We start from the raw sequence: 21,171 nt of genomic DNA, 5'->3' as shown, positions 1-21,171 counted from the left end.
GCAGCCCCTGGTGTTAACGGATGGAGATGTCCATTGATGGACACAAAGCCTTGGTGAGCCATGAACGGGCGAGAGGTTTATGGCGATCGGTGTGGGTGGTGAGTGGCCTGTCTGGCCTGGTGCTTGCGGCGCCGGGTGTGGCCGCTCCATTGCCGCCCCCTCCCAGCAGTATGGAGGCTGTTGCCGATGCGCAGTTGTTTCTGGAACTGGTGGTCAATCAGATGGATACCGGGCGCGTGGTCGCCGTCAATCAGCGTGCCGGGCAATTGTTTTTGCCGGCGTCGGTGTTGCAGGAAATCGGTATGAAGCTGCCGGGTGAAGTGCCTGCCGAGGTTGCGCTGGAAAACCTGCCAGGCATGCACGCCGATTACGACAGCCAGGGCCAGCGCCTGATGCTCAGCGTGCCGCCGGCCTGGTTGCCGGAGCAATTTATCGGCAACCGCAACAATTACCCGCGCACCCAGGCGCTGACCAGCTTTGGCGCGCTGCTCAACTATGACGCCTACCTCAACGACACCGATGACGCCGGCACCTACCTCGGCATCTTCAACGAAGTCAGGTTGTTCGACACCTGGGGCACCTTGTCCAACACCGGCCAGTACCGCACCACGCTTGGCCGGGAGACAGCCGGCGGCAGCCTGGACAACGGCTATCGGCGTTATGACACCACGTGGCGGTTTTCCGACGACGAGCGCCTGCTGACCTATGAGGCCGGCGACGTGATCAGCGGCGCCTTGCCGTGGAGCACCTCGGTGCGTCTTGGCGGTGTGCAGGTGTCGCGCGATTTTGGCGTGCGTCCGGATTTGGTCACCTACCCGCTGCCACAGTTTGCCGGTGAGGCCGCCGTGCCGTCGTCGGTGGACCTGTTTATCAACGGCTACAAAACCAGCAGCGCCGACCTGCAGCCTGGGCCGTACACCCTGACCAACGTGCCGTTCATCAACGGCGCGGGTGAGGCGGTGGTGGTGACCACCGACGCCCTGGGCCGGCAGGTCTCGACCACGGTGCCGTTCTACGTCACGAGTACGCTGTTGCAAAAGGGCTTGTCGGACTTTTCGGTGGCGGCGGGTAACCTGCGCCGCGACTACACCGTGCGCGATTTTGGCTACGGCTCCGGCGTGGCGAGCGGCACGTTTCGGTACGGGCTGTCGGATGCGTTTACCCTGGAAAGCCACGCCGAAGCCGCGGGTGACCTGGCCTTGGGCGGTGTCGGCGGCAACCTGCGCATGGGCAACTTCGGCGTGCTCAATACCGCCGTCAGCCAAAGCCAGTTCGACGGGCGCACAGGCCAGCAACTGAGCCTGGGCTACCAGTACAGCAATCAGCGTTACAGCGTGTCTTATCAACGGGTAGAGCGCCGCGATGAGTACGCCGACCTGAGCCTGGTCGACACGCCCTATGCCAGCCTCAGCAAGCGCAGCCAGCAAGCGACCTTAAGCCTGAACCTCAACGATTTCGGCAGTTTGGGCGTGGGGTATTTCGATGTGCAGGCGGCGGATGATTCTCGCACCCGCCTGGTGAACATGACCTGGAGTAAAGCGCTGTGGCGCAACAGCAGTTTCTACCTGTCGGCCAACCACGAGGTCGGTGACAGCAGCTGGGCAGTGCAGGCCCAAGTGGTGGTGCCTTTCGACATCTATGGCAGCCTCAGCGTGGGCAGCGAACGCAGCAAAACCGGACAAAGCCAGCAGCGCGTCAACTACAGCCGGGCAGTGCCGGCCGAGGGCGGCGTGGGCTTTAACCTGGGTTACGCCAGCGGTGACGGGCCGGCTTATCGGCAGGCCGACCTGACCTGGCGCTTGCAGTCGGTGCAGTTGCAGGCCGGCGTGTATGGCAACCGCGACGCCGAAACCCGCTGGGCGGATGCCAGTGGCTCGCTGGTATGGATGGACCACCACGTGTTCGCGGCCAACCGTGTCGACGATGCGTTTGTGGTGGTGAGCACCGATGGCGTCGGCGGCGTACCGGTACGCTACGAGAACCAAGTGGTGGGTGAAACCGACCGCAACGGGCACTTGCTGGTGCCGTGGACCAGCGCCTACTACCGGGCAAAATACGAGATCGACCCGCTGAACCTGCCGGCCAACATGCAAGTGCCCAATGTCGAGCAGCGCGTGGCCGTGCGCCGGGGCAGTGGCTACCTGCTGGAGTTTCCGGTGCGCCGGGTGCTCGCGGCGAGCATCACCCTAGTCGATGCCCAGCATCAGGACTTGCCCCTGGGCAGCCAGGTGCGACACGAGCAAAGCGGCGCGCTGGCGGTGGTGGGGTGGGACGGGCTGGTCTACCTGGAAAACCTGGCGGCCCACAACACCTTGCAGGTCACCGTCGGCGATGGCCAGACCTGCCAGGCGACGTTCGAACTGGATACCACACAGGAGCAGGTGCCGCTGATCGGGCCACTGGTGTGCCAATGACGTAAGGAGTGTGCGTGTGCAGGTCAAGGATTGGCTGTTGCGGTTACTGCTGTTGGCGAGCCTGGGCGTGTCGGTGCAGGTGCAGGCGGTGTGCACGGTGGGCGCCACCGTGCCGGCCAGTTTCGGCACCACGGTGAGTTCCATGACCGTGCGCACCACCTCCCAGCCGAGTTCGACCACCAACGCTGGGTTGAGCTGCACGCCGGCGCTGCTGTCAGTCTTGACCTCCAATGACCATTTCTATGCGACCGTCACCGGCTCCTCGCAAGGCGGCCTGGTCGGGCCGACCGGGGATGTCATCAGCTATACGATCTATGCCAACAACACCACCGCGTTCCCAATGACGCGCGGCACCGCGTTCGATTTTGGCGGCAGTGGTGGCATTGCCGCCTCCCTTGGCCTGGTGTTCGGGCCGGGTACCAAAATTGTGCCGCTGTATTTCGCCACCACCGTCGGCAGTAACGTGGCGGCAGGTGTGTACACCGAAACCCTGAGTATCTTCTGGAACTGGAATTACTGTTCGGGCATTGGCATTGGTGGGATTTGCGCGGGCCGCGAGATCAACAACGGCACGACCACGCTGAATGTGAGCATGACCGTGGTCAATGACTGCCAGATCACTACGCCCGCCATCGCCTTTGGCAGCGCGCCGGTGGTCAGTGCATTTTCCACCGTCAACGGGCAGGCCAGCGTTGCCTGCACCAAGGGCAGCGCCTACACCGTGGGCCTCAGTGACGGGCAGAACCCGGTGAGTGTGGGTGGCCGCCGGCAGATGGTGTCCGCCGGTAACTTCCTTGCTTACGACATCTTCAAGAGTGCCAGCACAACCCGCTGGGGCAGCGTGGGCACGGCGCGTCGGGCCAGTTCAACGGCCGAGGTCAACCCTGGCAACGGCCTGGGCACCGGCAGCCAGGTGTTCAACTACAACGCCAAGGTCTACACCGACCAGGCCACGCCGCCGGGCGGCACTTATCTGGACAACGTGGTGCTGGACGTGGGCTTTTAGAACTTCATCATCTGCGTGGTCGGCTGATCCACCGGGCTGACCATCGCGTAGTTGTAGCCGCTGCCGGACCAGTACTCGGCCTGCAAACCATCGGCGCTGCGGCTGCCGCGGGGCAGAAAGCCGTTTTCCGGGCCAGGTGGGCGGATGTAGAAGCTGATGCGCCGGCCTTGCGGGTCTTCGTACAGCACCATCGCGGCAGCGCCCTGCTCAGTGGTGAGCAAGCGCCCGCTGACGGGCTTGAAACCTGCCTGGCTCAAGTCCGGCAGGCGGTGCGCCTGGTTGAAGTAGCGATCCAGCCAGGCCTGCATCGAGCCGCCATCCTGGGCGTTGTAGTCGGCGGGCATGATGCCGTCCTGAGCAAACAGGCGGAACGCTTGCATGGCGTCGGCCATCGGCAACAGGGCAGGCTGGGTCGCTTCGCGGGCGTGCCAGCCGCCAAAACCGCCCAGGCTGACGGCGATCAACAACACGGCAGCCGTGGCGAAGTGGCGACGCGATTGGTGTTTGATGCGTTGGCGAATCAGCGCCGGGTCCAGCGTGGGGTTGGCCGGTTGTTGCAAGGCCCCGCTCAATGACGCGCGCAGTGCTTGCGCATCCTGTTGCCAGGCATGCACCTGGGCAGCGACGTCGGGGTGGGTCGCCAAGTAGGTTTCAAGCACGCGGCGATCGCTCTCCAGCAGTTGGTGATCGACGTAGGCGTGCAAATCGCGTTCGCTGGGGGGCAGGCTGATCATTTGAGTATCCGCAGGGAAGGGCTGGCAATTTCGCCATCACTGAGTTGGCGCAGCGCCTGGCGCGCCCGGGACAAGCGCGACATGACGGTGCCGACGGGCACCTCGAGGATGACGGCAACCTCCTTGTAGCTTAAGCCTTCGACCGACACCCAGAGCAACAGGGCGCGCTGTTCGGTGTTGAGTTGGTCAAAAGCCTGCAAGGCCGATTGGGCCATCACCGTGCGCTCCACCGAGGGTTGCGCGTCGTCACGGCCGGTGAAGAAGTCGAGCATGCGCGCGTAACGCCGGCTGCGGCGGTGGGCGTCGAGGAATTGCCGGTAAAGAATCGAGAACAGCCACGCGCGCAAGTCGCCTTCGATGCGTTTGTCGGCCCATCGGGTGATTGCGCGTTCCAGAGTCGACTGCACCAGGTCGTCGGCGCTGCTGGTGTTACGGGTCAGGGACACGGCAAAGCGCCGCATCCTGGGGATCAGTTCACGTAACTGTTCGTCGAGTTCATGCATGGGAATCTGGCTGGTCGCTACGCTGGGACTAGAGAGACGTCTGACGTTGAAGGTTATTCCCAAACCTGAAAAATAAACACAGGGCGTGGGAATAGAGCGGATCGGCGTTCGTCTTAATGCTCCGACCTTATGTTTCACCGCTTAGGCCTCTGGCCCTGGAGTCACTTCATGGTAGATCACTCATCACCGCCCCGCCCTCCGTTGAGTACCGCGAGCCTGATCGCACGGCTCGCCGGTATCGGTGCCGTGGTTGCCGTTGTTGCCGGGGCGTTTGCCTACGTCAACGGCACCCTCGACCCACAGCGCCTGCGCCCCAAAACCCTGGTGAATGCCCTGGAAACCAATAACGGCCTGCACCCTGGCTTTCGCCGCAACCATGCCAAGGGCGTGTGCGTGGCGGGTTACTTCGAGAGCAGCCCGGAGGCGCGGGCGTATTCCAGTGCCCAGGTGTTCAGCGAAGCGAGAACGCCGGTGATCGGCCGATTTGCCTTGCCCAGTGGCAACCCTTACGCGCCGGACAGCAGTGTGCCGATCCGCAGTTTTGCCTTGCAATTGAGCCAAGCCAACGGCCAGCAATGGCGCACCGGGATGAACAGCATGCCGGTGTTTCCGGTGGGCACGCCTGAAGCCTTTTACCAGATGCTCAAGGCGGGCGCGCCAGACCCGGCCACCGGCAAGCCGAACCCGGCGGGCATGCCGGCGTTTTTTGCCGCGCACCCGGAGACTGCGCCGTTCCTGGCGTGGGTCAAGACGGCCAAGCCGTCGGCCAGCTATGCGACAGAGACCTACAACGGCATCAATGCGTTTTATCTGGTCAGCGCTGACGGCAAACGCCAGGCAGTGCGTTGGGGCGTCGTGCCGCAGAGCCAGGATGCAGCGGGCGATACCGCACCGTCGGGCAGTGACTTTCTTGAAAAAGACCTGGTGCAGCGCCTGGCGTCCGGCCCGCTGCGTTGGCAGCTGAACATGACCCTGGCCAACCCTGGTGACCCACTGGACGATGCGAGCAAAACCTGGACCGGCGAACACAAGGTGCTCAACGCCGGCACGCTGGTACTGCAGAGCAGCCAGCCGCAAGCGGACGGCGATTGCCGCGATATCAACTTTGATCCGCTGATTTTGCCCAGTGGTATCCAGGCCTCCGACGATCCGCTGCTGGCGGCGCGTTCGGCAGCCTACGCCAGCTCGTACGTGCGTCGTGCCGGTGAAGTCAGCCCGCTGCACAGCGCCCCTCAGGAGTCGAAGCCATGAATGTTCAACCACGCTATTTCGCGCCGCTGGCGCGCGTGCTGCATTGGCTGATGGCGCTGATGGTCATCGCTATGTTGTTTATCGGTGCGGGCATGGCGGCGTCGGTGTCGGAGCGCCATGAGTGGCTGATCCACCTGCATAAGCCATTGGGGATTGCGATTCTGGCGCTGGTAATCGTGCGGCTGGTGGTGCGTTTTTCCACTCGGCAACCGCCGCTACCTGATGATTTGCCGCTGTGGCAAAGGTTGGCCGCCAAGGCCTCTCATGTGCTGTTGTACGCGTTGATGCTGGTGTTGCCGCTGCTGGGCTGGGCGATGATTTCGGCGGCCGGTGACCCGGTAATGCTCAGCAGTTCAGTGCAGTTGCCGGCGTTGGTGGGGGCGAATGCGCCGTTGTTTGCGGTGTTGCGCAAGGCCCACGGGTATCTGGCGTATCTGCTGTTTCTGACGGTGCTGTTGCACCTGGCGGCGGCGCTGTTTCACGGGTTGATTCGCCGTGACGGCGTGCTGCAGAGCATGACCGGCACCAAGGACTGATGCCGGGGGCGGGACGGTTTAGCGCAGTGCCGTGACGATATCGGCAACCGTGCTCAAGACGTCCTTGCCCAACTGTTTGGAGCGCTCACCTGACCAACCGGTTTTCGGGTTGGGCGCATCGTCGTTGTCCTTGAAGGGCATCTCCAGGGTCAGCGACAGACAGTCGAATTTCTCTCCGACGGCATTGCAGGCCAGCGTCATGTTGGCCTCGCCCGGCAGGTCGCGGGTGTAGCCGTGGGTGGTTTGGAAGTCGCGAGTCAGCGCGCTCAAGTGGCTGCGGAAGTGTTTTTCCAGCGCTTCGAGGCGAGGCGTGTAGCCTGGGTTGCCTTCGCAGCCGGCGGTGAACACGTAGGGGATTTCTTCGTCGCCGTGAATATCGAGAAACAGATCGACGCCGTATTTTTCCATCTGCTGCTGGGCGAACAGCACTTCAGGGCTGATTTCCTGACTGGCGCTCTGCCAGGCACGGTTGAGGTCCTGGCCCATGGCATTGGTGCGCAAGTGGCCGTGGAAGGCGCCGTCGGGGTTCATGTTGGGGATCAGGTACAGGTCAGCGACGGACAGCAGTTTTTTCAACTCGGCGTCACCGTCCTGTTGCAGGCGTTCAATGACGCCTTCCATGAACCATTCGGCCATGTGCTCGCCGGGGTGCTGCTGGGCGATGATCCAGACCTTGCGCTGGCCCTCGCCACCCTTGCCGCGGCGCAGCAGTTGGATATCTCGGCCTTCAGCACTTTTACCGGTGGCGAGTAACTGGGTGCCGGCGCGGGTCATGGCCTGCTCGATCAAGGCGTCGTGACGTTCGCGGCTGTAGGGTTCGAAGTAGGCGATCCAGGCTTGTTTTTCGCGGGTTTCCAGGCTGATGTGCAATGTTTCGCCATCAAAGCGCGTGGGGACGCGAAACCAGTTGATATGGTCGTAGGACGCCACGGCGTTGTAGCCGCTCCAGGCATTTTTGTAAGAAGACTGACTCGCGTTACTCAGGCGGAAGGTGTGGGTGTGGCCCACGTGCATGCCTTCGGCCTTGAAGTGGAACCACTGGAAGTGTGCGCTGCGGGTGTCGGGTTTGATCGCCAGCAATAACTGATAGGCATCACTCGCATCCAGAACCTGGATGTTGCCACTGTCGAAGTCGGTGCTGATCTTGATGGAGGTCAAGGCCACGGTCATAGTCTGATTGCCTGAATATGAGTGTTGTGGCGGATATCTTACACAGGAGTCAGGCAAAATCTTGATGCAATATTTTTGCACGGAGGAGGGGGCGTCATCCTTGACGCAGCAGCAGCTTAGAATCTATGAGATTGATTCTCAAGCGCTATTTCGGAAAGATCGGGGCTAGAGCGCTCGTTCGGCTTTCTTTTGACGATGGTCTTTTGCTACCATGCGCGCCATCAAGCAACACACAGTCTTCATTAGCCTGAAGCCATGCCAGAGAAACTGGCAAAAAAAAGACCCGGCCAATGAGCCGGGTCAAAAACCGTGATTAGCCTGATGAGGAGATATTCCAAGAGTCCGACCTAAGGTCCCTTGGTCTATCGACTGATCTCGCGATCAGCTGAGCCCAATAATAATCATTATCATTTGCAAGTCAAATGTTTTTATCCGCGGGATAGAAATATTTTGCGTTGTGTCTGTTATGCGCTTGCCTGAGCCACCGGCGACTGCAGCGTCCGCTCCACCATCACCTTCGCCATATCAATTAAATACACCACTGAAAACGCCAGGTCCCGCTGGTTGCCCTGCCGGCTGCTTGCCAGTTCGTAGGCCGCCGCTGCCGCGCTGCGTAACAGCTCCGAAGCATGCACCAGCGCGTCCTCGTGGCTGACGTTGGGCTTGATGTCGAAGAAACACTCGTCCGGGAGCGGTGCCGACACATCGTCTTTCAAGTAATGATCCAATGCGCGCTGAGCCGCGCCGCTGGTGCGCAGCCCCGACAGTTGTTCGGTTTCAGCGGTGCCGGGCAGTTGATACGGGCGGGTCGTCATGAGGGTGGCTACTCTGAGTGAATGTCGAAAACCTGCGGCCGATACTAATACGAATCGTATTTATGTAATTTGATGGATTACTACAAACTGTTTATTGTCGTGGCCTCTGCACAACGTATTGTCACCGCCCATGGATAACTGGATAGCGTTGGTCAAAGCCAACATGAAAGACCGCAAGGTCACGCAGGATGAACTGGCTGAACGCCTGGGCATGTCCCAGGGTGGCGTGGGCCATTGGCTCAACAAGCGTCGCGTGCCAAGCCTGGCGGACATGAACCGGGTACTCGCCGAGTTAGGGTTGGAGTATCTGGAGGTTGCGCTCGAAATTCGGCCGAAAGCCAATCAGGCCCCGCCCCTGGAAAAACACTACAACCCGTATTTTCGCTACCCGGTCAGCGACTGGAAGGGCGTCTGCGAAATACGCGAGGAGCGCCCGGCCTACGGCGCCGCGCGTTTTGAGCTGACCGATTACCACGCCCGGGGCGAAGCCTACTGGCTGCCTGTGACGGGAGATGCGATGACTGCCCCCAGTGGTTTGAGTATTGGCGCAGGCATGTTGATTCTGGTGGACCCGGCCATTGATGCCGAACCCGGCAAACTGGTGGTCGCCCAATGGGCCGACAGCCCCCAGGCGACCTTTCGCCAGTTAATGGAAGAAAGCGGCCAGCGCTACCTGGTGCCGCTCAATCCCACTTATCCCAAGCAGCTGTTTACCGACGATTGCCGAATCCTCGGCGTTGTCGTGCAAGCCACGGCGAAGTTTTAGTCCGCTGTTTCCAGCGCCACCAGGGCACTGCCTTCGGCAACCATTTCACCTTCCTGGCAAAACAGCGCCTTGACCACGCCGGCGTGCGGCGCGCGAATGCTGTGCTCCATCTTCATCGCTTCCAGTACCACCAATTGTGTACCGGCTTCGACGGCCTGGCCGACTTCCACCAACACCCGCACGATGCTGCCGTTCATCGGCGCCGTGAGCCCACCCTGATGAGATTGGTTGGCCTCGACCGCTGCAATCGGGTCGAACAGGCTCACTGCATGCATCTCGCCGTCCCAGCGCAGGTACACGCAACCTTCGCCGCGCACCGCCAGATGGGCACGGCGTACGCCGTTGTGCTCAAGCCACAACTGCTCGCCACGTAGCTGCGCAGCGCCTCCACCCAATGTCACCCGTCGATCCTGCGCGCCGCTGCTCAAATGCAGCGAAACCTCGGCAGGCAGCCCCGCGCGAAAACCCCGCGTGTCCGCCCACGGCCCATCACCTGGCGGCAGACTCTGCATAAGCGCTGAGCCTGCGGCCTGCCAGAATTCGTCGCTGAATTCGCCCGGCACCGGCAACAACTCAGCCTGGTAGCGCGGAATAAACCCGGTATCCAATTCAGCCGCCGCAAACGCCGGATGGCCGATGATGCGCCGCAAAAAGCCCAGGTTGGTCTTGAGCCCACCCACCGCGAATTCATCGAGCATGCTCAACAAACGCAGGCGCGCCTGCTCACGGTCTTCGCCCCAGGCAATCAGTTTGCCCAGTATCGGGTCGTAGAACGGCGAAACGCTGTCGCCTTGTTCTACCCCGCTGTCGACGCGACGGCCCGGGCCGGGTGCGCTTTCGCGGTACAGCGCGAGGTGCCCGGTGGCCGGCAGAAAATCATTGGCCGGGTCTTCGGCATACAAGCGCACTTCAATCGCGTGCCCGATCAACGGCACCTGGTCCTGGGTGATCGGCAGCGGCTCGCCCTGGGCGACACGGATCTGCCAGGCCACCAAATCGAGGCCGGTAATCGCCTCGGTCACCGGATGTTCCACCTGCAGCCGCGTGTTCATTTCCATGAAGAAAAACTCGCCACGCGCGTCGAGCAAAAACTCCACCGTGCCCGCGCCCACATAACCGATGGCCTGGGCCGCGCGCACGGCGGCTTCGCCCATGGCTTTGCGCTGCGCAACGCTCAGGCCCGGCGCCGGCGCTTCTTCCACGACCTTTTGATGGCGACGCTGAATCGAGCAGTCGCGCTCATTGAGGTACAAACAGTGGCCGTGCTGGTCGGCAAAGACCTGGATTTCCACATGACGCGGCTTAATCAGGTATTTCTCCACCAGCATCTGCCCGTTGCCAAACGACGACAGTGCCTCACGCTGTGCGGAAGCCAGGGCCTCGGCCAGTTGGCTGACGTCCTCGACCACCTTCATGCCCTTGCCGCCGCCCCCCGCAGTGGCTTTGAGCAGCACCGGATAGCCGATGCGCTCGCAGGCCGCGCGGAAGGTGTCCAGGTCCTGAGCTTCGCCGTGGTAACCCGGCACCAGCGGCACGCCGGCTTTTTCCATCAGCGCCTTGGCGGCCGATTTGCTGCCCATTGCATCGATGGCCGAGGCGGGCGGGCCGAGGAAGATCAACCCGGCCGCTTCAATCGCGCGAGCAAAACCGGCGTTTTCCGATAGAAACCCATACCCGGGATGGATCGCCTGGGCGCCGCTGGCCTGGGCGGCGGCAATCAGCTTGTCGATTTGCAAGTAGCTGTCGGTGGCCTTGCTGCCACCCAGGTCGACACGGATGTCTGCCTCGCGGCTGTGGCGCGCATCACGGTCGATGGCGCTGTGTACCGCCACGGTGGTCAGGCCCATGGCCTTGGCGGTGCGCATCACTCGGCAGGCAATTTCGCCGCGGTTGGCCACCAGTACAGTCGTCAGTGGGCTCATGAACGCGGCTCCTGTGCTTGCCAGCTGGGCGGACGTTTTTGCAGGAAGGCGCGCAAGCCTTCCTGGCCCTCGGCGCTGACGCGAATCCGCGCGATGGCGTTTTCGCAATAGCGGCGCAACGCCGGGGTGAGGGCGCCGTTGCCCACTTCGCGCAACAAGTCCTTGCTGGCGCGCATCGCCGCAGGGCTGTTGAGCAGCAGGTTGGCGATCCAGTGTTCGACGTGCTGATCCAGCTCACCGGCGGGGTAACTTTCTGCCAGCAGGCCAATGTCGCGTGCCCGCTGGCCGCCAAAACGCTCGGCGGTCAGGGCATAACGCCGCGCTGCACGTTCGCCGATGGCTTGCACCACGAACGGGCTGATCACCGCCGGAGCCAGGCCGATGCGCGCCTCCGACAGGCAGAACTGCGCGTCATCGGCGCCGATCGCCATGTCGCAGCAACTGATCAAGCCCAGCGCGCCGCCATAGGCCGCGCCCTGCACAACGGCCAGGGTCGGGATTTTCAGCTTGGCCAGGTTGTACATCAACTCCGCCAGCTCGCGGGCGTCGTCCAGGTTGGTGTGGTAGTCCAACTCGGCCGATTGCTGCATCCACGCCAGGTCGGCACCGGCACTGAAGTGCTTGCCGCGCCCGCGCAGCACCACGAAGCGCAGCGACGAATCGCCCTGCACCTGGTCGAGCGCGATGATCAGTTCGCGGATCATTTCGGCGTTGAACGCGTTGTTCTTGGCTTCGCGGCTGAGCCACAGCGTGGCAAAACCACGGCGGTCGGTGATCAGTTCGAGGGTGTTGAAATCGCTCATGGGGTACAGCTCCATTTACATGCGGAACACGCCGAAGCGGCTCGGCTCGATGGGGGCGTTCAGCGAAGCGGACAAGGCCAGGGCCAGCACGTCGCGGGTCTGCAGCGGGTCGATGACGCCGTCATCCCACAAGCGCGCGCTGGAGTAATAGGGATGGCCCTGGGTTTCATACTGGTCAAGGATCGGCTGCTTGATTGCAGCTTCCTCTTCGGCGCTGAAGTCTGCGCCGGCGCGTTCGGCTTGTTCACGCTTGACCTGCACCAGCACGCCGGCCGCCTGTTCGGCACCCATCACGCCGATGCGGGCATTGGGCCACATCCACAAAAAGCGCGGGTCGTAAGCCCGGCCGCACATACCGTAGTTACCGGCACCAAAGCTGCCGCCGATGATCACCGTGAATTTGGGCACCTTGGCACAGGCCACCGCGGTGACCAGCTTGGCGCCGTGCTTGGCGATGCCGCCGGCTTCGTATTTCTGGCCGACCATGAAGCCGGTAATGTTCTGCAAAAACAGCAGCGGGATCCCGCGCTGGCAGGCCAGTTCGATAAAGTGCGCGCCTTTTTGCGCGGCTTCGGCGAACAGAATCCCGTTATTGGCCAAAATCGCAATCGGATAGCCATGCAGGTGGGCAAAGCCACACACCAGCGTGGTGCCAAACAGTGCCTTGAATTCATCGAACACCGAGCCGTCAACCAGGCGCGCAATCACTTCGCGCACATCAAACGGCTGCTTGGCATCGGCCGGGATCACGCCGTAAAGCTCTTCGCTGCTGTACAGCGGCGCCACCGGCGGGCGTTGCAGCAATTGGCCCTGTTTGCGCCAGTTGAGGTTGGCCACGCTGCGCCGGGCCAGGGCCAGCGCGTGTTCATCGCTGTCGGCATAGTGGTCGGCCACACCGGAGATCTTGCAGTGCACGTCGGCGCCGCCCAGGTCTTCAGCGCTGACCACTTCGCCGGTCGCCGCTTTCACCAGCGGCGGGCCGGCGAGGAAGATGGTCGCCTGCTGACGCACCATAATCGCTTCGTCCGCCATGGCCGGCACGTAGGCACCGCCCGCGGTGCACGAGCCCATCACCACCGCAATCTGCGGGATGCCCTGGGCGCTCATGTTTGCTTGGTTGAAGAAGATCCGCCCGAAGTGCTCGCGATCCGGGAAGACCTCATCCTGACGCGGCAGGTTGGCGCCACCGGAGTCCACCAGGTAAATGCACGGCAGGCGGTTCTGCTCGGCGATGGTCTGCGCGCGCAGGTGTTTTTTTACCGTGAGCGGGTAGTAGGAGCCGCCTTTTACCGTGGCGTCGTTGGCGACGATCATGCATTCGACGCCTTCTACGCGGCCGATCCCGGCTATCACCCCGGCCGCCGGCACGTCTTCGCCGTACACCTGATGGGCCGCCAGTTGGCTCAGTTCAAGGAATGGCGAGCCCGGGTCGAGCAAACGATTGATCCGCTCACGGGGCAGCAGTTTGCCGCGCGACGTGTGCCGCTCCTGAGCCTTGGCGCCACCGCCTTGCTGCACGTGGGCGAGCAGGCTGTGCAGGGCGTCGACCTGTAGGCGCATGGCTGCGCTGTTGTCGGCAAATTCTGCCGAACGCGGGTTGAGCTGGGTGTGCAAGGTGGCCATGGGCGCTCCTTCAGCGGGTTTCGTTGAAGAGTTCGCGGCCGATCAGCATCCGGCGAATCTCACTGGTGCCGGCGCCGATTTCGTACAGCTTGGCGTCACGCAGCAGGCGCCCGGCGGGGAATTCGTTGATGTAACCGTTACCGCCCAGAATCTGAATGGCGTCCAAGGCCATTTGTGTGGCGCGCTCGGAGCTGAACAGGATGACCCCGGCGGCATCCTTGCGCGTGGTCTCACCGCGCTCGCACGCCTGCGCCACCGCGTAGAGGTAGGCGCGGCCGGCATTGAGCTGGGTGTACATGTCGGCGACCTTGCCTTGGATCAGCTGGAATTCGCCGATGCTCTGGCCGAACTGCTTACGGTCGTGGATGTACGGCACGATCAGGTCCATGCACGCCTGCATGATGCCGATCGGGCCGCCCGCCAGCACCACGCGTTCGTAGTCCAGGCCGCTCATCAGCACTTTCACGCCGCCATTGAGTGCGCCGAGGATGTTTTCTTCGGGCACTTGCACGTCATCGAAAAACAGCTCGCAGGTGTTGGAGCCGCGCATGCCGAGCTTGTCGAACTTGTTGCTGCGGCTGAAGCCTTTCCAGTCGCGCTCGACGATAAATGCAGTGATGCCGTGAGGGCCTTTCTCCACGTCGGTCTTGGCGTAGATCACGAAGGTGTTGGCGTCGGGGCCGTTGGTGATCCAGGTCTTGCTGCCGTTGAGCACATAGTGGTCGCCGCGTTTTTCGGCGCGCAGTTTCATCGAGACCACGTCGGAGCCGGCGTTCGGCTCGCTCATGGCGAGGGCGCCGATATGCTCGCCGCTGATCAGCTTCGGCAGGTATTTGAGCTTCTGTTCGTGGCTGCCGTTACGGTTGATCTGGTTGACGCACAGGTTCGAGTGGGCGCCGTAGGACAGCCCGACTGACGCCGAGCCTCGGCTGATTTCTTCAATGGCTACCACGTGGGCCAGGTAGCCCAGGCCGGCGCCGCCGTACTCTTCCGGCACCGTAATGCCGAGCAGGCCCATGTCACCGAACTTGCGCCACATATCGGCGGGGAACAGGTTGTCACTGTCGATTTGAGCCGCGCGGGGCGCGATTTCCTTGGCCACGAAGGACTGCACCTGGTCGCGCAGCATGTCGATGGTTTCGCCGAGGGCGAAGTTCAGGGACGGGTAACTCATGGACAGGCACCTTAATGTGAGCTTTGTTGTTGTGTGGTTGAGCGCCGGGGAGGGCGCTCACCTTTACGTTAACGTAAGCTTGCGTTGCGAGGCTGTCAATCGTAGTTTACGTTTACGTCAAGCAGCCGCCGTCCACCTTACAAAAAAGACAAAAGGGGTCGTTATGGATCAATCGAATCAGAGCTACAGCCGTGGCGCTCAGGACAAGGCCTTGCTGGCCATGACCATAGGCCAGGCCTTCGATAACACGGTCTCGCGCTACCCCGAGGGTGAAGCGTTGGTGGTGCGCCATCAGCAACGCCGCTACACCTGGCGGCAACTGGCCGAGGCGGTTGATTTGCACGCCCGTGCGTTCCTGGCCCTGGGCATGCAAGCCGGCGACCGCCTGGGCATCTGGGCGCCCAATTGTGCACAGTGGTGCATCACCCAGATTGCCAGCGCCAAGCTTGGCGTGATCCTGGTCAACATCAACCCGGCCTACCGCAGCAGTGAGCTGGAGTACGTGCTCAACCAGTCAGGTTGCCAATGGCTGGTGTGCGCCGGGTCATTCAAAGGCTCCGATTACCACGCCATGCTGCAGGCACTGAGCCCCAACCTGGGCGCCATGATCAGCCTCGACCCCAACCCACCCCAGGGTTTTTTGCCCTGGTCGCAGCTGGCGGCCCTGGGCGCTGGCGTCCCGCCCGAACAGCTGCACAGCCGCCAGGCCAGCCTGCATTTCGACCAGGCCGTGAACATTCAGTACACGTCCGGCACCACCGGGTTTCCCAAGGGCGCCACCCTCAGCCATCACAACATTCTCAACAACGGTTACATGGTTGGCGAAAGCCTGGGCCTCACGGCGCACGACCGGCTGGTGATCCCGGTGCCGTTGTATCACTGCTTTGGCATGGTCATGGGCAACCTTGGCTGCATCACCCACGGCACCACGATGATTTACCCGAATGACGGCTTTGATCCGCTGCTGACCCTCAGTGCCGTCGCCGAAGAGCGCGCCACCGGCCTCTACGGCGTGCCGACCATGTTCATCGCCATCCTCGATCACCCCCGCCGCGGCGAATTCGAGCTGACAAGCTTGCGCACCGGGATCATGGCCGGGGCCACATGCCCTATCGAGGTGATGCGCCGCGTCATCAGCGAACTGCACATGGGTGAAGTGCAGATTGCCTATGGCATGACTGAAACCAGCCCGGTGTCACTGCAAACCGGTGCCAATGATGACCTCGAGCGCCGCGTCACCACCGTGGGCCGCACCCAGCCGCAGCTGGAAAACAAGATAATCGACACCGCCGGCAATACCGTCGCGCGCGGTGAAATCGGCGAGCTGTGCACGCGCGGCTACAGCGTGATGCTCGGCTACTGGAACAACCCCGATGGCACCCGTGACGCCATCGATGACGCGGGCTGGATGCACACCGGCGACCTGGCGACCATGGATGAACACGGTTACGTGTGTATCGCCGGGCGCAACAAGGACATGATCATTCGCGGTGGCGAAAACGTGTACCCGCGCGAGCTCGAAGAGTTTTTCTTCACCCACCCGGCGGTGGCAGATGTGCAAGTCATTGGCATCCCGGATGAGCGTTACGGTGAAGAGATCGTCGCCTGGGTCAAGTTCCATCCGGGCCATCTGGCCAACGAGCTGGAGCTGCAAACCTGGTGCAAGGGGCGCATCGCGCACTTCAAGACGCCCAAGCATTTCAAATTCGTGGAAGAGTTTCCGATGACGGTGACGGGCAAGATCCAGAAATTTCGCATGCGCGAAATCTCGATCGCGGAGCTGAAAAGCCAGCCCAACTGACAACCCCAACCCATCTGGCAGCGGGCTTGCTCGCGACTGCGCAGGGTCAGCCAGCTCATCTGTCACTGACACACCGCCTTCGCGAGCAAGCCCGCTCCCACCTTTTGATCGGTGCCCGACAAGCATTTGTCGAATCCCGGAAAGCACAAAGGGGACCCGAAGGTCCCCTTTAATTTGTCGTTGCGTGCTCTTTTTTATTATTGAGGGCGGCCTGTTGTTGTTTTTAGCAGCCGTTACCCTTTACCGCTGTTTTGGGCGACCCCCATCCGGGGTCAAGAGCAAACGTATTTTTTTGAGCGCTGATCTGCTTCTTCGTTACCGATCCAACCAGTGGCAGCTACCTGAGGTAGTTTTATTTTTCTCTAACCGGTTGCGGGTTTCGGCATGCCGTACCCTGCGAAGCACATCTTCTCCAAAAAAATCTGTTAGCTGCGTCTCTGCCGTGTTGTTTTTGTTATGTCAGAGTCGTTTCGTCTTATTTTTATTAGGTTTGGCGCTTTTTATTCTTGTTATGCAATAGAGATAGCAGAAGCCGTGCCAACTTTTTAAATTCCTTTTAAATCAATGACTTGAGTTTTTAGTAGGAAAATACCTACGGCGAATGCGACAAAATATGTTCCCGTGTTACTCGATATGTAGCCGTGCGGTAACACATTGTCACAGCCGCTCTACTCAACTGGCGTTACGCGCCTTGGCAACCCGCGACCCGGTAGGCCGGCCAAGCACGCTGCTGATTTGCTGGCCCGCGAGAATCAGCGCCTGCAGGTCGATGCCGGTGTCGATACCCAGGCCGTTGAGCAGGTACACCACGTCTTCCGTCGCCACGTTACCGCTGGCGCCCTTGGCGTAAGGGCAGCCGCCGAGGCCCGCGATGGAACTGTCGAACACCGTGATTCCTTCCAGCACGCTGGCGTAGATATTCGCAATCGCCTGCCCGTAGGTGTCATGGAAGTGCCCGGCCAATTTGTCCCGTGGCACCTGCGCGCCGACCACCTCAAACAACCGCCGCGTAGCGCCCGCCGTGCCGGTGCCGATGGTGTCGCCCAGGGAAACTTCATAACAGCCCATGGCATACAACTCGCGTGCGACCGCCGCGACCTGTTCCGGCGCGATGTCACCTTCGTAAGGGCAACCCAACACACACGACACATAACCGCGCACGCTGACGCCGTGCTGCCTGGCCGCCGCCATGATGGGCGCAAAGCGCTCCAGGCTTTCGCTGATGGAGCAGTTGATGTTGCGCTGGGAAAACGCCTCGGACGCGGCCGCAAACACGGCGACTTCCTTTACGCCAGCGGCCACGGCGTCTTCAAAACCTCGCAGGTTCGGTGCGAGTGCGCCGTAGGTCACACCGGGTTTGCGCTGTATTTGCGCAAACACTTGCGCCGACCCGGCCATCTGCGGCACCCACTTGGGCGAGACAAAGCTGCCCACTTCGATATAGCTCAAGCCTGCGTCGGTCAGGGCATCCACCAGTTGGACCTTGTCGGCCACGCTGATGGGCTGGGCTTCGTTCTGCAGGCCGTCGCGCGGGCCGACTTCCACCAGGCGTACGTGTGAGGGGAGGGGCATGATGGCTACCTTATCGTTATTGGCCAACCTGGCTCATGGTCTGCGCCAGGGCCTGGGTGCAGCGCTCTTCGGCGGTGTCCAGTTCCAGCTTCATCTGTTCGATATCCAGCAGTTGTTGCTCAAGCTGCTCACGGCGTTCGGCGATTTTGGCGAGCATGCTGTTGAGCTGGATGTGGTTGCCGCTGCTGGGGTCGTAGAGTTCGATCAGCTCGCGGCACTCGGCCAGGGAAAAACCGATGCGCTTGCCACGCAGGATCAGTTTGAGGCTGACCTTGTCGCGCGCCGAGTAGATGCGCTCCTGGCCCCGGCGTTCCGGGGCCAGCAGGCCTTGTTCTTCATAGAAGCGAATGGCGCGGGTGGTGATGTCGAGCTCGCGCGCGAGGTCGGAGATGCTGTAAGTCGTGCTCATGGGGGCGCTCAAGGAGGTCTTGGCGCTAAGCTAATGTCAGGTTGACGTAAACGTCAAGCTGCCTTTCCAACCTTATGAGCGGGCGTGTTGTGGCGAGCAGGCTTGCCCTGCGTTGGGGGGGACGTGCCCGCAATAAATATTGATTCAATGTTCAGCAAAAACGCGGCGCTGGGGGTTGGGGCTGCTATGCAGCCCAACGCAGGGCAAGCCTGCTCGCGACAGAGAGCCTGTTTGCCACAGAGAGCCTGCTAGCCACAAAAGGTCTGCTTGCCACGGGTCAGGCTTGCTTACCGTCGAGCTTCTTCTCATGCGCCGTCACCTGCTGGCACAACTCGATCATTTGCTCGCGCATCCAGCGGTTGGCCGGGTCCTGGTCGGTGCTTTCGTGCCAGTACAGGTGGGTTTCCACCGGCGGCACGTCATTAACCGGCAGGTTGAACCAGTGCAATTCATGACGGCGGGCGAAGCGCTCGGGCACGGTCATCACCATGTCGGTCTGCTGCAACACTTGCGAGGCCATCAGGTAATGCTGGGAGCGCAGGGCGATCTTGCGCTGGATTCCCATCTTGCCCAGCGCCAGGTCCACATGGCCCAGGCCGTTGCGGCGGCTGGAAATATGGATATGCGTCAGCGACAGGTAGTCATCCAGCGTGAATTTGTCCTTGCCCGCCATCGGGTGGCCCTTGCGCATGGCGCACACGTAGCGGTCGTCCATCAGCTTGACGTGGCGCACTTGCGGGTCGGTGTTAAGCGGCGCATCCACGGCAAAATCCAGGCGCCCGGCCGCGAGCTCCTTGGTGGTTTCGCGGCGTTTGGACAGGAAACTCTCGATCACCACCGTCGGCGCCAGGCGGCGCAGGCGCTGGAACAACAGCGGCAGAATCACCGCTTCGGTGAGGTCGGTCATGCTGATACGGTAGGTCTTGGCCGCCTGCTGCGGGTTGAAAATCCGGCTTTCCTGCACCGACACCCGCAGCAACGACAACGCATTGCGCACCGGGCCGATGATGTTCTGCGCCATCGGCGTGGGCACCATGCCTTGGGCCGTGCGCACGAACAGCGGGTCATTGAAGGTTTCGCGCAAGCGCGCCAACGCGTTGGACACCGCCGGCTGGGTAATGCCGACGATTTGCCCGGCACGGGTCAGGTTGGCTTCGGTGTAGATCGCGTCGAAGACAATAAAGAGGTTGAGGTCGACCTTGCTCAGATTCATTTCGTTGCGCTCTTATTGTTAGGTGGCGATTTGTCAGGTGTACAGGCGTCGATCATATATCGGTGATGAATGTTAATACACGCCGAGAATAGGCTAGGTAAATTATCAGCGCTGTTCTAGCATCGATTGCATGACCTAAACAACCTCTCAGAGAAGGGAGCTGCTCATGGATTTCGCCTATTCGCCCAAGGTTCAGGAACTGCGTGAACGCGTCACCGCATTCATGGACGCTTACGTTTACCCGGCCGAGCCGGTGTTCGAACGCCAGGTCAGCGAAGGTGATCGCTGGCAGCCCACCGCCATCATGGAAACGTTGAAAGCCAAGGCGAAGGCCGAAGGCCTGTGGAACCTGTTCTTGCCCGAATCCGAACTGGGCGCCGGCCTGACCAATCTCGAATACGCACCACTGGCCGAGATCATGGGCCGCTCGCTGCTGGGCCCGGAGCCGTTCAACTGCTCCGCCCCCGACACCGGCAACATGGAAGTGCTGGTGCGCTACGCCAACGAAGAGCAAAAACAACGCTGGCTCGAGCCGTTGCTGCGCGGCGAGATTCGCTCGGCCTTTGCCATGACCGAGCCGGACGTGGCGTCTTCGGACGCCACCAACATGGCTGCCCGCGCCGAGCGCCAGGGCGACGAGTGGGTGATCAACGGCAAAAAATGGTGGACTTCCGGCGCCTGCGATCCGCGCTGCAAGATCTTGATCTTCATGGGCCTGAGCAACCCGGATGCGCCACGTCATCAGCAGCACTCGATGATCCTGGTGCCGGTGGATGCCCCCGGCGTCAAAATCGTGCGCCCATTGCCGGTCTTCGGTTACGACGACGCCCCGCACGGCCACGCCGAAGTGCTGTTCGACAACGTGCGCGTGCCGTACGAAAACGTACTGCTTGGCGAAGGTCGCGGCTTCGAAATTGCCCAGGGCCGTCTTGGCCCAGGCCGCATCCACCACTGCATGCGCTCCATCGGCATGGCCGAGCGCGCGCTGGAACTGATGTGCAAACGCTCCGTCAGCCGCACCGCGTTCGGTAAACCGTTGGCCCGCCTGGGCGGCAATATCGACAAGATCGCCGACTCACGGATGGAAATCGACATGGCCCGTCTGCTGACGTTAAAAGCGGCGTACATGATGGACACCGTGGGCAACAAAGTTGCGAAAAGCGAAATCGCGCAGATCAAGGTGGTGGCGCCGAACGTGGCGTTGAAGGTCATCGACCGCGCCATCCAGATTCACGGTGGCGCCGGCGTTTCCAACGACTTCCCGCTGGCCTACATGTACGCCATGCAACGCACCTTGCGCCTGGCCGACGGCCCGGATGAAGTGCACCGTGCGGCAATCGGCAAGTTCGAGATCGGCAAGTACGTGCCCAAAGAGCTGATGCGCAGCGGGCAGTAAGTGTGGCGAGCGGGCTTGCCCCGCGTAGGGCTGCGCAGCAGCCCTAAAACCCTGCGACCGGTT

Annotated in this window: 18 protein-coding genes; 7 read left to right on the top strand and 11 right to left on the bottom strand. The window is 61.7% G+C overall.

The genetic code is table 11. From position 1 onward, the window contains the following. Positions 1-20: 20 nt before the first annotated feature. Together AACU78_RS27895 and AACU78_RS27890 are read left to right on the top strand one after the other, a co-directional pair. The gene (locus AACU78_RS27895) at positions 21-2,414 is read left to right on the top strand and encodes a fimbria/pilus outer membrane usher protein (protein ID WP_106578823.1); all 2,394 of its coding nucleotides are present in this window, start codon (positions 21-23) and stop codon (positions 2,412-2,414) included. Positions 2,415-2,430: 16 nt separating this feature from the next. Next, positions 2,431-3,420: a Csu type fimbrial protein gene (locus tag AACU78_RS27890; protein ID WP_371924159.1), complete on the top strand. Its 990-nt coding sequence runs from the start codon at positions 2,431-2,433 to the stop codon at positions 3,418-3,420. On the opposite strand, the gene AACU78_RS27885 is transcribed toward AACU78_RS27890, so the two are convergent. Both AACU78_RS27885 and AACU78_RS27880 read right to left on the bottom strand, forming a co-directional pair. Further along, positions 3,417-4,154, bottom strand: coding sequence for an anti-sigma factor family protein (locus AACU78_RS27885; RefSeq protein ID WP_106578822.1), 738 nt, complete (start codon positions 4,152-4,154; stop codon positions 3,417-3,419). The genes AACU78_RS27890 and AACU78_RS27885 overlap by 4 nt on opposite strands. After that, complete coding sequence (locus AACU78_RS27880) at positions 4,151-4,657, bottom strand: sigma-70 family RNA polymerase sigma factor (RefSeq protein ID WP_106578821.1); 507 nt, start codon at positions 4,655-4,657, stop codon at positions 4,151-4,153. Before AACU78_RS27880 ends, AACU78_RS27885 begins: the two co-directional genes overlap by 4 nt. A 168-nt stretch (positions 4,658-4,825) precedes the next feature. On the opposite strand from AACU78_RS27880, the gene AACU78_RS27875 reads away from it, so the two are divergent. Both AACU78_RS27875 and AACU78_RS27870 read left to right on the top strand, forming a co-directional pair. Beyond that, the gene (locus tag AACU78_RS27875; protein WP_106578820.1) at positions 4,826-5,908 is read left to right on the top strand and encodes a catalase family peroxidase; all 1,083 of its coding nucleotides are present in this window, start codon (positions 4,826-4,828) and stop codon (positions 5,906-5,908) included. Next, a complete protein-coding gene (locus AACU78_RS27870) occupies positions 5,905-6,444 on the top strand; it encodes a cytochrome b (protein WP_106578819.1) in 540 nt (179 codons plus the stop codon). Before AACU78_RS27875 ends, AACU78_RS27870 begins: the two co-directional genes overlap by 4 nt. Positions 6,445-6,462: 18 nt before the next feature. Here the strand turns inward: AACU78_RS27870 and AACU78_RS27865 are convergent, their stop codons facing one another. Both AACU78_RS27865 and AACU78_RS27860 read right to left on the bottom strand, forming a co-directional pair. After that, positions 6,463-7,614 (bottom strand): M14 family metallopeptidase, encoded by a 1,152-nt coding sequence (locus AACU78_RS27865; RefSeq protein ID WP_106578818.1) that lies wholly within the window; start codon positions 7,612-7,614, stop codon positions 6,463-6,465. Between the two features lie 464 nt (positions 7,615-8,078). Further along, positions 8,079-8,429 (bottom strand): DUF6124 family protein, encoded by a 351-nt coding sequence (locus AACU78_RS27860; protein ID WP_106578817.1) that lies wholly within the window; start codon positions 8,427-8,429, stop codon positions 8,079-8,081. A gap of 130 nt (positions 8,430-8,559) precedes the next feature. Between AACU78_RS27860 and AACU78_RS27855 the strand changes: the two genes are divergently transcribed. Then, positions 8,560-9,195 (top strand): LexA family protein, encoded by a 636-nt coding sequence (locus tag AACU78_RS27855; protein WP_106578816.1) that lies wholly within the window; start codon positions 8,560-8,562, stop codon positions 9,193-9,195. Here the strand turns inward: AACU78_RS27855 and AACU78_RS27850 are convergent. Genes AACU78_RS27850 through AACU78_RS27835 form a run of 4 tightly spaced genes read right to left on the bottom strand, consistent with a single transcriptional unit; the run spans position 9,192 to position 14,717 of the window. Continuing rightward, positions 9,192-11,117, bottom strand: coding sequence for an acetyl/propionyl/methylcrotonyl-CoA carboxylase subunit alpha (locus AACU78_RS27850; RefSeq protein ID WP_106578815.1), 1,926 nt, complete (start codon positions 11,115-11,117; stop codon positions 9,192-9,194). The two genes, AACU78_RS27855 and AACU78_RS27850, sit on opposite strands and share 4 nt — an antisense overlap. Continuing rightward, the gene (locus AACU78_RS27845) at positions 11,114-11,920 is read right to left on the bottom strand and encodes a gamma-carboxygeranoyl-CoA hydratase (RefSeq protein WP_106578814.1); all 807 of its coding nucleotides are present in this window, start codon (positions 11,918-11,920) and stop codon (positions 11,114-11,116) included. Before AACU78_RS27845 ends, AACU78_RS27850 begins: the two co-directional genes overlap by 4 nt. Before the next feature lie 15 nt (positions 11,921-11,935). Beyond that, positions 11,936-13,543, bottom strand: coding sequence for a carboxyl transferase domain-containing protein (locus AACU78_RS27840; RefSeq protein WP_106578813.1), 1,608 nt, complete (start codon positions 13,541-13,543; stop codon positions 11,936-11,938). Between the two features lie 10 nt (positions 13,544-13,553). After that, positions 13,554-14,717: an isovaleryl-CoA dehydrogenase gene (locus AACU78_RS27835; protein ID WP_106578812.1), complete on the bottom strand. Its 1,164-nt coding sequence runs from the start codon at positions 14,715-14,717 to the stop codon at positions 13,554-13,556. Positions 14,718-14,880: 163 nt separating this feature from the next. Here AACU78_RS27835 and AACU78_RS27830 point away from each other — a divergent pair, with 163 nt between their 5' ends. Next, positions 14,881-16,518: an AMP-binding protein gene (locus AACU78_RS27830; protein WP_106578811.1), complete on the top strand. Its 1,638-nt coding sequence runs from the start codon at positions 14,881-14,883 to the stop codon at positions 16,516-16,518. A 672-nt stretch (positions 16,519-17,190) separates the two neighbouring features. Here the strand turns inward: AACU78_RS27830 and AACU78_RS27825 are convergent. The 3 genes from AACU78_RS27825 to AACU78_RS27815 all read right to left on the bottom strand — a co-directional run bounded on the left by AACU78_RS27825 (position 17,191) and on the right by AACU78_RS27815 (position 19,712). Continuing rightward, positions 17,191-18,090, bottom strand: coding sequence for a hydroxymethylglutaryl-CoA lyase (locus AACU78_RS27825; RefSeq protein ID WP_106578958.1), 900 nt, complete (start codon positions 18,088-18,090; stop codon positions 17,191-17,193). Positions 18,091-18,106: 16 nt separating this feature from the next. Further along, positions 18,107-18,499, bottom strand: a complete 393-nt coding sequence (locus tag AACU78_RS27820) for a MerR family transcriptional regulator (protein ID WP_106578810.1) — start codon at positions 18,497-18,499, stop codon at positions 18,107-18,109. Between the two features lie 277 nt (positions 18,500-18,776). Beyond that, positions 18,777-19,712, bottom strand: coding sequence for a LysR family transcriptional regulator (locus AACU78_RS27815; RefSeq protein ID WP_106578809.1), 936 nt, complete (start codon positions 19,710-19,712; stop codon positions 18,777-18,779). A 166-nt stretch (positions 19,713-19,878) separates the two neighbouring features. On the opposite strand from AACU78_RS27815, the gene AACU78_RS27810 reads away from it, so the two are divergent. Beyond that, a complete protein-coding gene (locus tag AACU78_RS27810) occupies positions 19,879-21,108 on the top strand; it encodes an acyl-CoA dehydrogenase (protein WP_106578808.1) in 1,230 nt (409 codons plus the stop codon). Positions 21,109-21,171: the final 63 nt, after the last annotated feature.

This window comes from Pseudomonas sp. R9.37 (assembly GCF_963878885.1).
Classification (GTDB): Bacteria; Pseudomonadota; Gammaproteobacteria; order Pseudomonadales; family Pseudomonadaceae; genus Aquipseudomonas.
This window is presented reverse-complemented; position numbering and strand designations above follow the sequence as displayed.

What these genes read in the sequence shown, in the direction of transcription:
- AACU78_RS27895 (WP_106578823.1), top strand. Translation starts at nt 21, where the DNA reads ATGGAGATGTCCATTGATGGACACAAAGCCTTGGTGAGCCATGAACGG.
- AACU78_RS27885 (WP_106578822.1), bottom strand. Translation starts at nt 4,154, where the DNA reads ATGATCAGCCTGCCCCCCAGCGAACGCGATTTGCACGCCTACGTCGAT.
- AACU78_RS27880 (WP_106578821.1), bottom strand. Translation starts at nt 4,657, where the DNA reads ATGCATGAACTCGACGAACAGTTACGTGAACTGATCCCCAGGATGCGG.
- AACU78_RS27875 (WP_106578820.1), top strand. Translation starts at nt 4,826, where the DNA reads ATGGTAGATCACTCATCACCGCCCCGCCCTCCGTTGAGTACCGCGAGC.
- AACU78_RS27870 (WP_106578819.1), top strand. Translation starts at nt 5,905, where the DNA reads ATGAATGTTCAACCACGCTATTTCGCGCCGCTGGCGCGCGTGCTGCAT.
- AACU78_RS27865 (WP_106578818.1), bottom strand. Translation starts at nt 7,614, where the DNA reads ATGACCGTGGCCTTGACCTCCATCAAGATCAGCACCGACTTCGACAGT.
- AACU78_RS27860 (WP_106578817.1), bottom strand. Translation starts at nt 8,429, where the DNA reads ATGACGACCCGCCCGTATCAACTGCCCGGCACCGCTGAAACCGAACAA.
- AACU78_RS27855 (WP_106578816.1), top strand. Translation starts at nt 8,560, where the DNA reads ATGGATAACTGGATAGCGTTGGTCAAAGCCAACATGAAAGACCGCAAG.
- AACU78_RS27850 (WP_106578815.1), bottom strand. Translation starts at nt 11,117, where the DNA reads ATGAGCCCACTGACGACTGTACTGGTGGCCAACCGCGGCGAAATTGCC.
- AACU78_RS27845 (WP_106578814.1), bottom strand. Translation starts at nt 11,920, where the DNA reads ATGAGCGATTTCAACACCCTCGAACTGATCACCGACCGCCGTGGTTTT.
- AACU78_RS27840 (WP_106578813.1), bottom strand. Translation starts at nt 13,543, where the DNA reads ATGGCCACCTTGCACACCCAGCTCAACCCGCGTTCGGCAGAATTTGCC.
- AACU78_RS27835 (WP_106578812.1), bottom strand. Translation starts at nt 14,717, where the DNA reads ATGAGTTACCCGTCCCTGAACTTCGCCCTCGGCGAAACCATCGACATG.
- AACU78_RS27830 (WP_106578811.1), top strand. Translation starts at nt 14,881, where the DNA reads ATGGATCAATCGAATCAGAGCTACAGCCGTGGCGCTCAGGACAAGGCC.
- AACU78_RS27825 (WP_106578958.1), bottom strand. Translation starts at nt 18,090, where the DNA reads ATGCCCCTCCCCTCACACGTACGCCTGGTGGAAGTCGGCCCGCGCGAC.
- AACU78_RS27820 (WP_106578810.1), bottom strand. Translation starts at nt 18,499, where the DNA reads ATGAGCACGACTTACAGCATCTCCGACCTCGCGCGCGAGCTCGACATC.
- AACU78_RS27815 (WP_106578809.1), bottom strand. Translation starts at nt 19,712, where the DNA reads ATGAATCTGAGCAAGGTCGACCTCAACCTCTTTATTGTCTTCGACGCG.
- AACU78_RS27810 (WP_106578808.1), top strand. Translation starts at nt 19,879, where the DNA reads ATGGATTTCGCCTATTCGCCCAAGGTTCAGGAACTGCGTGAACGCGTC.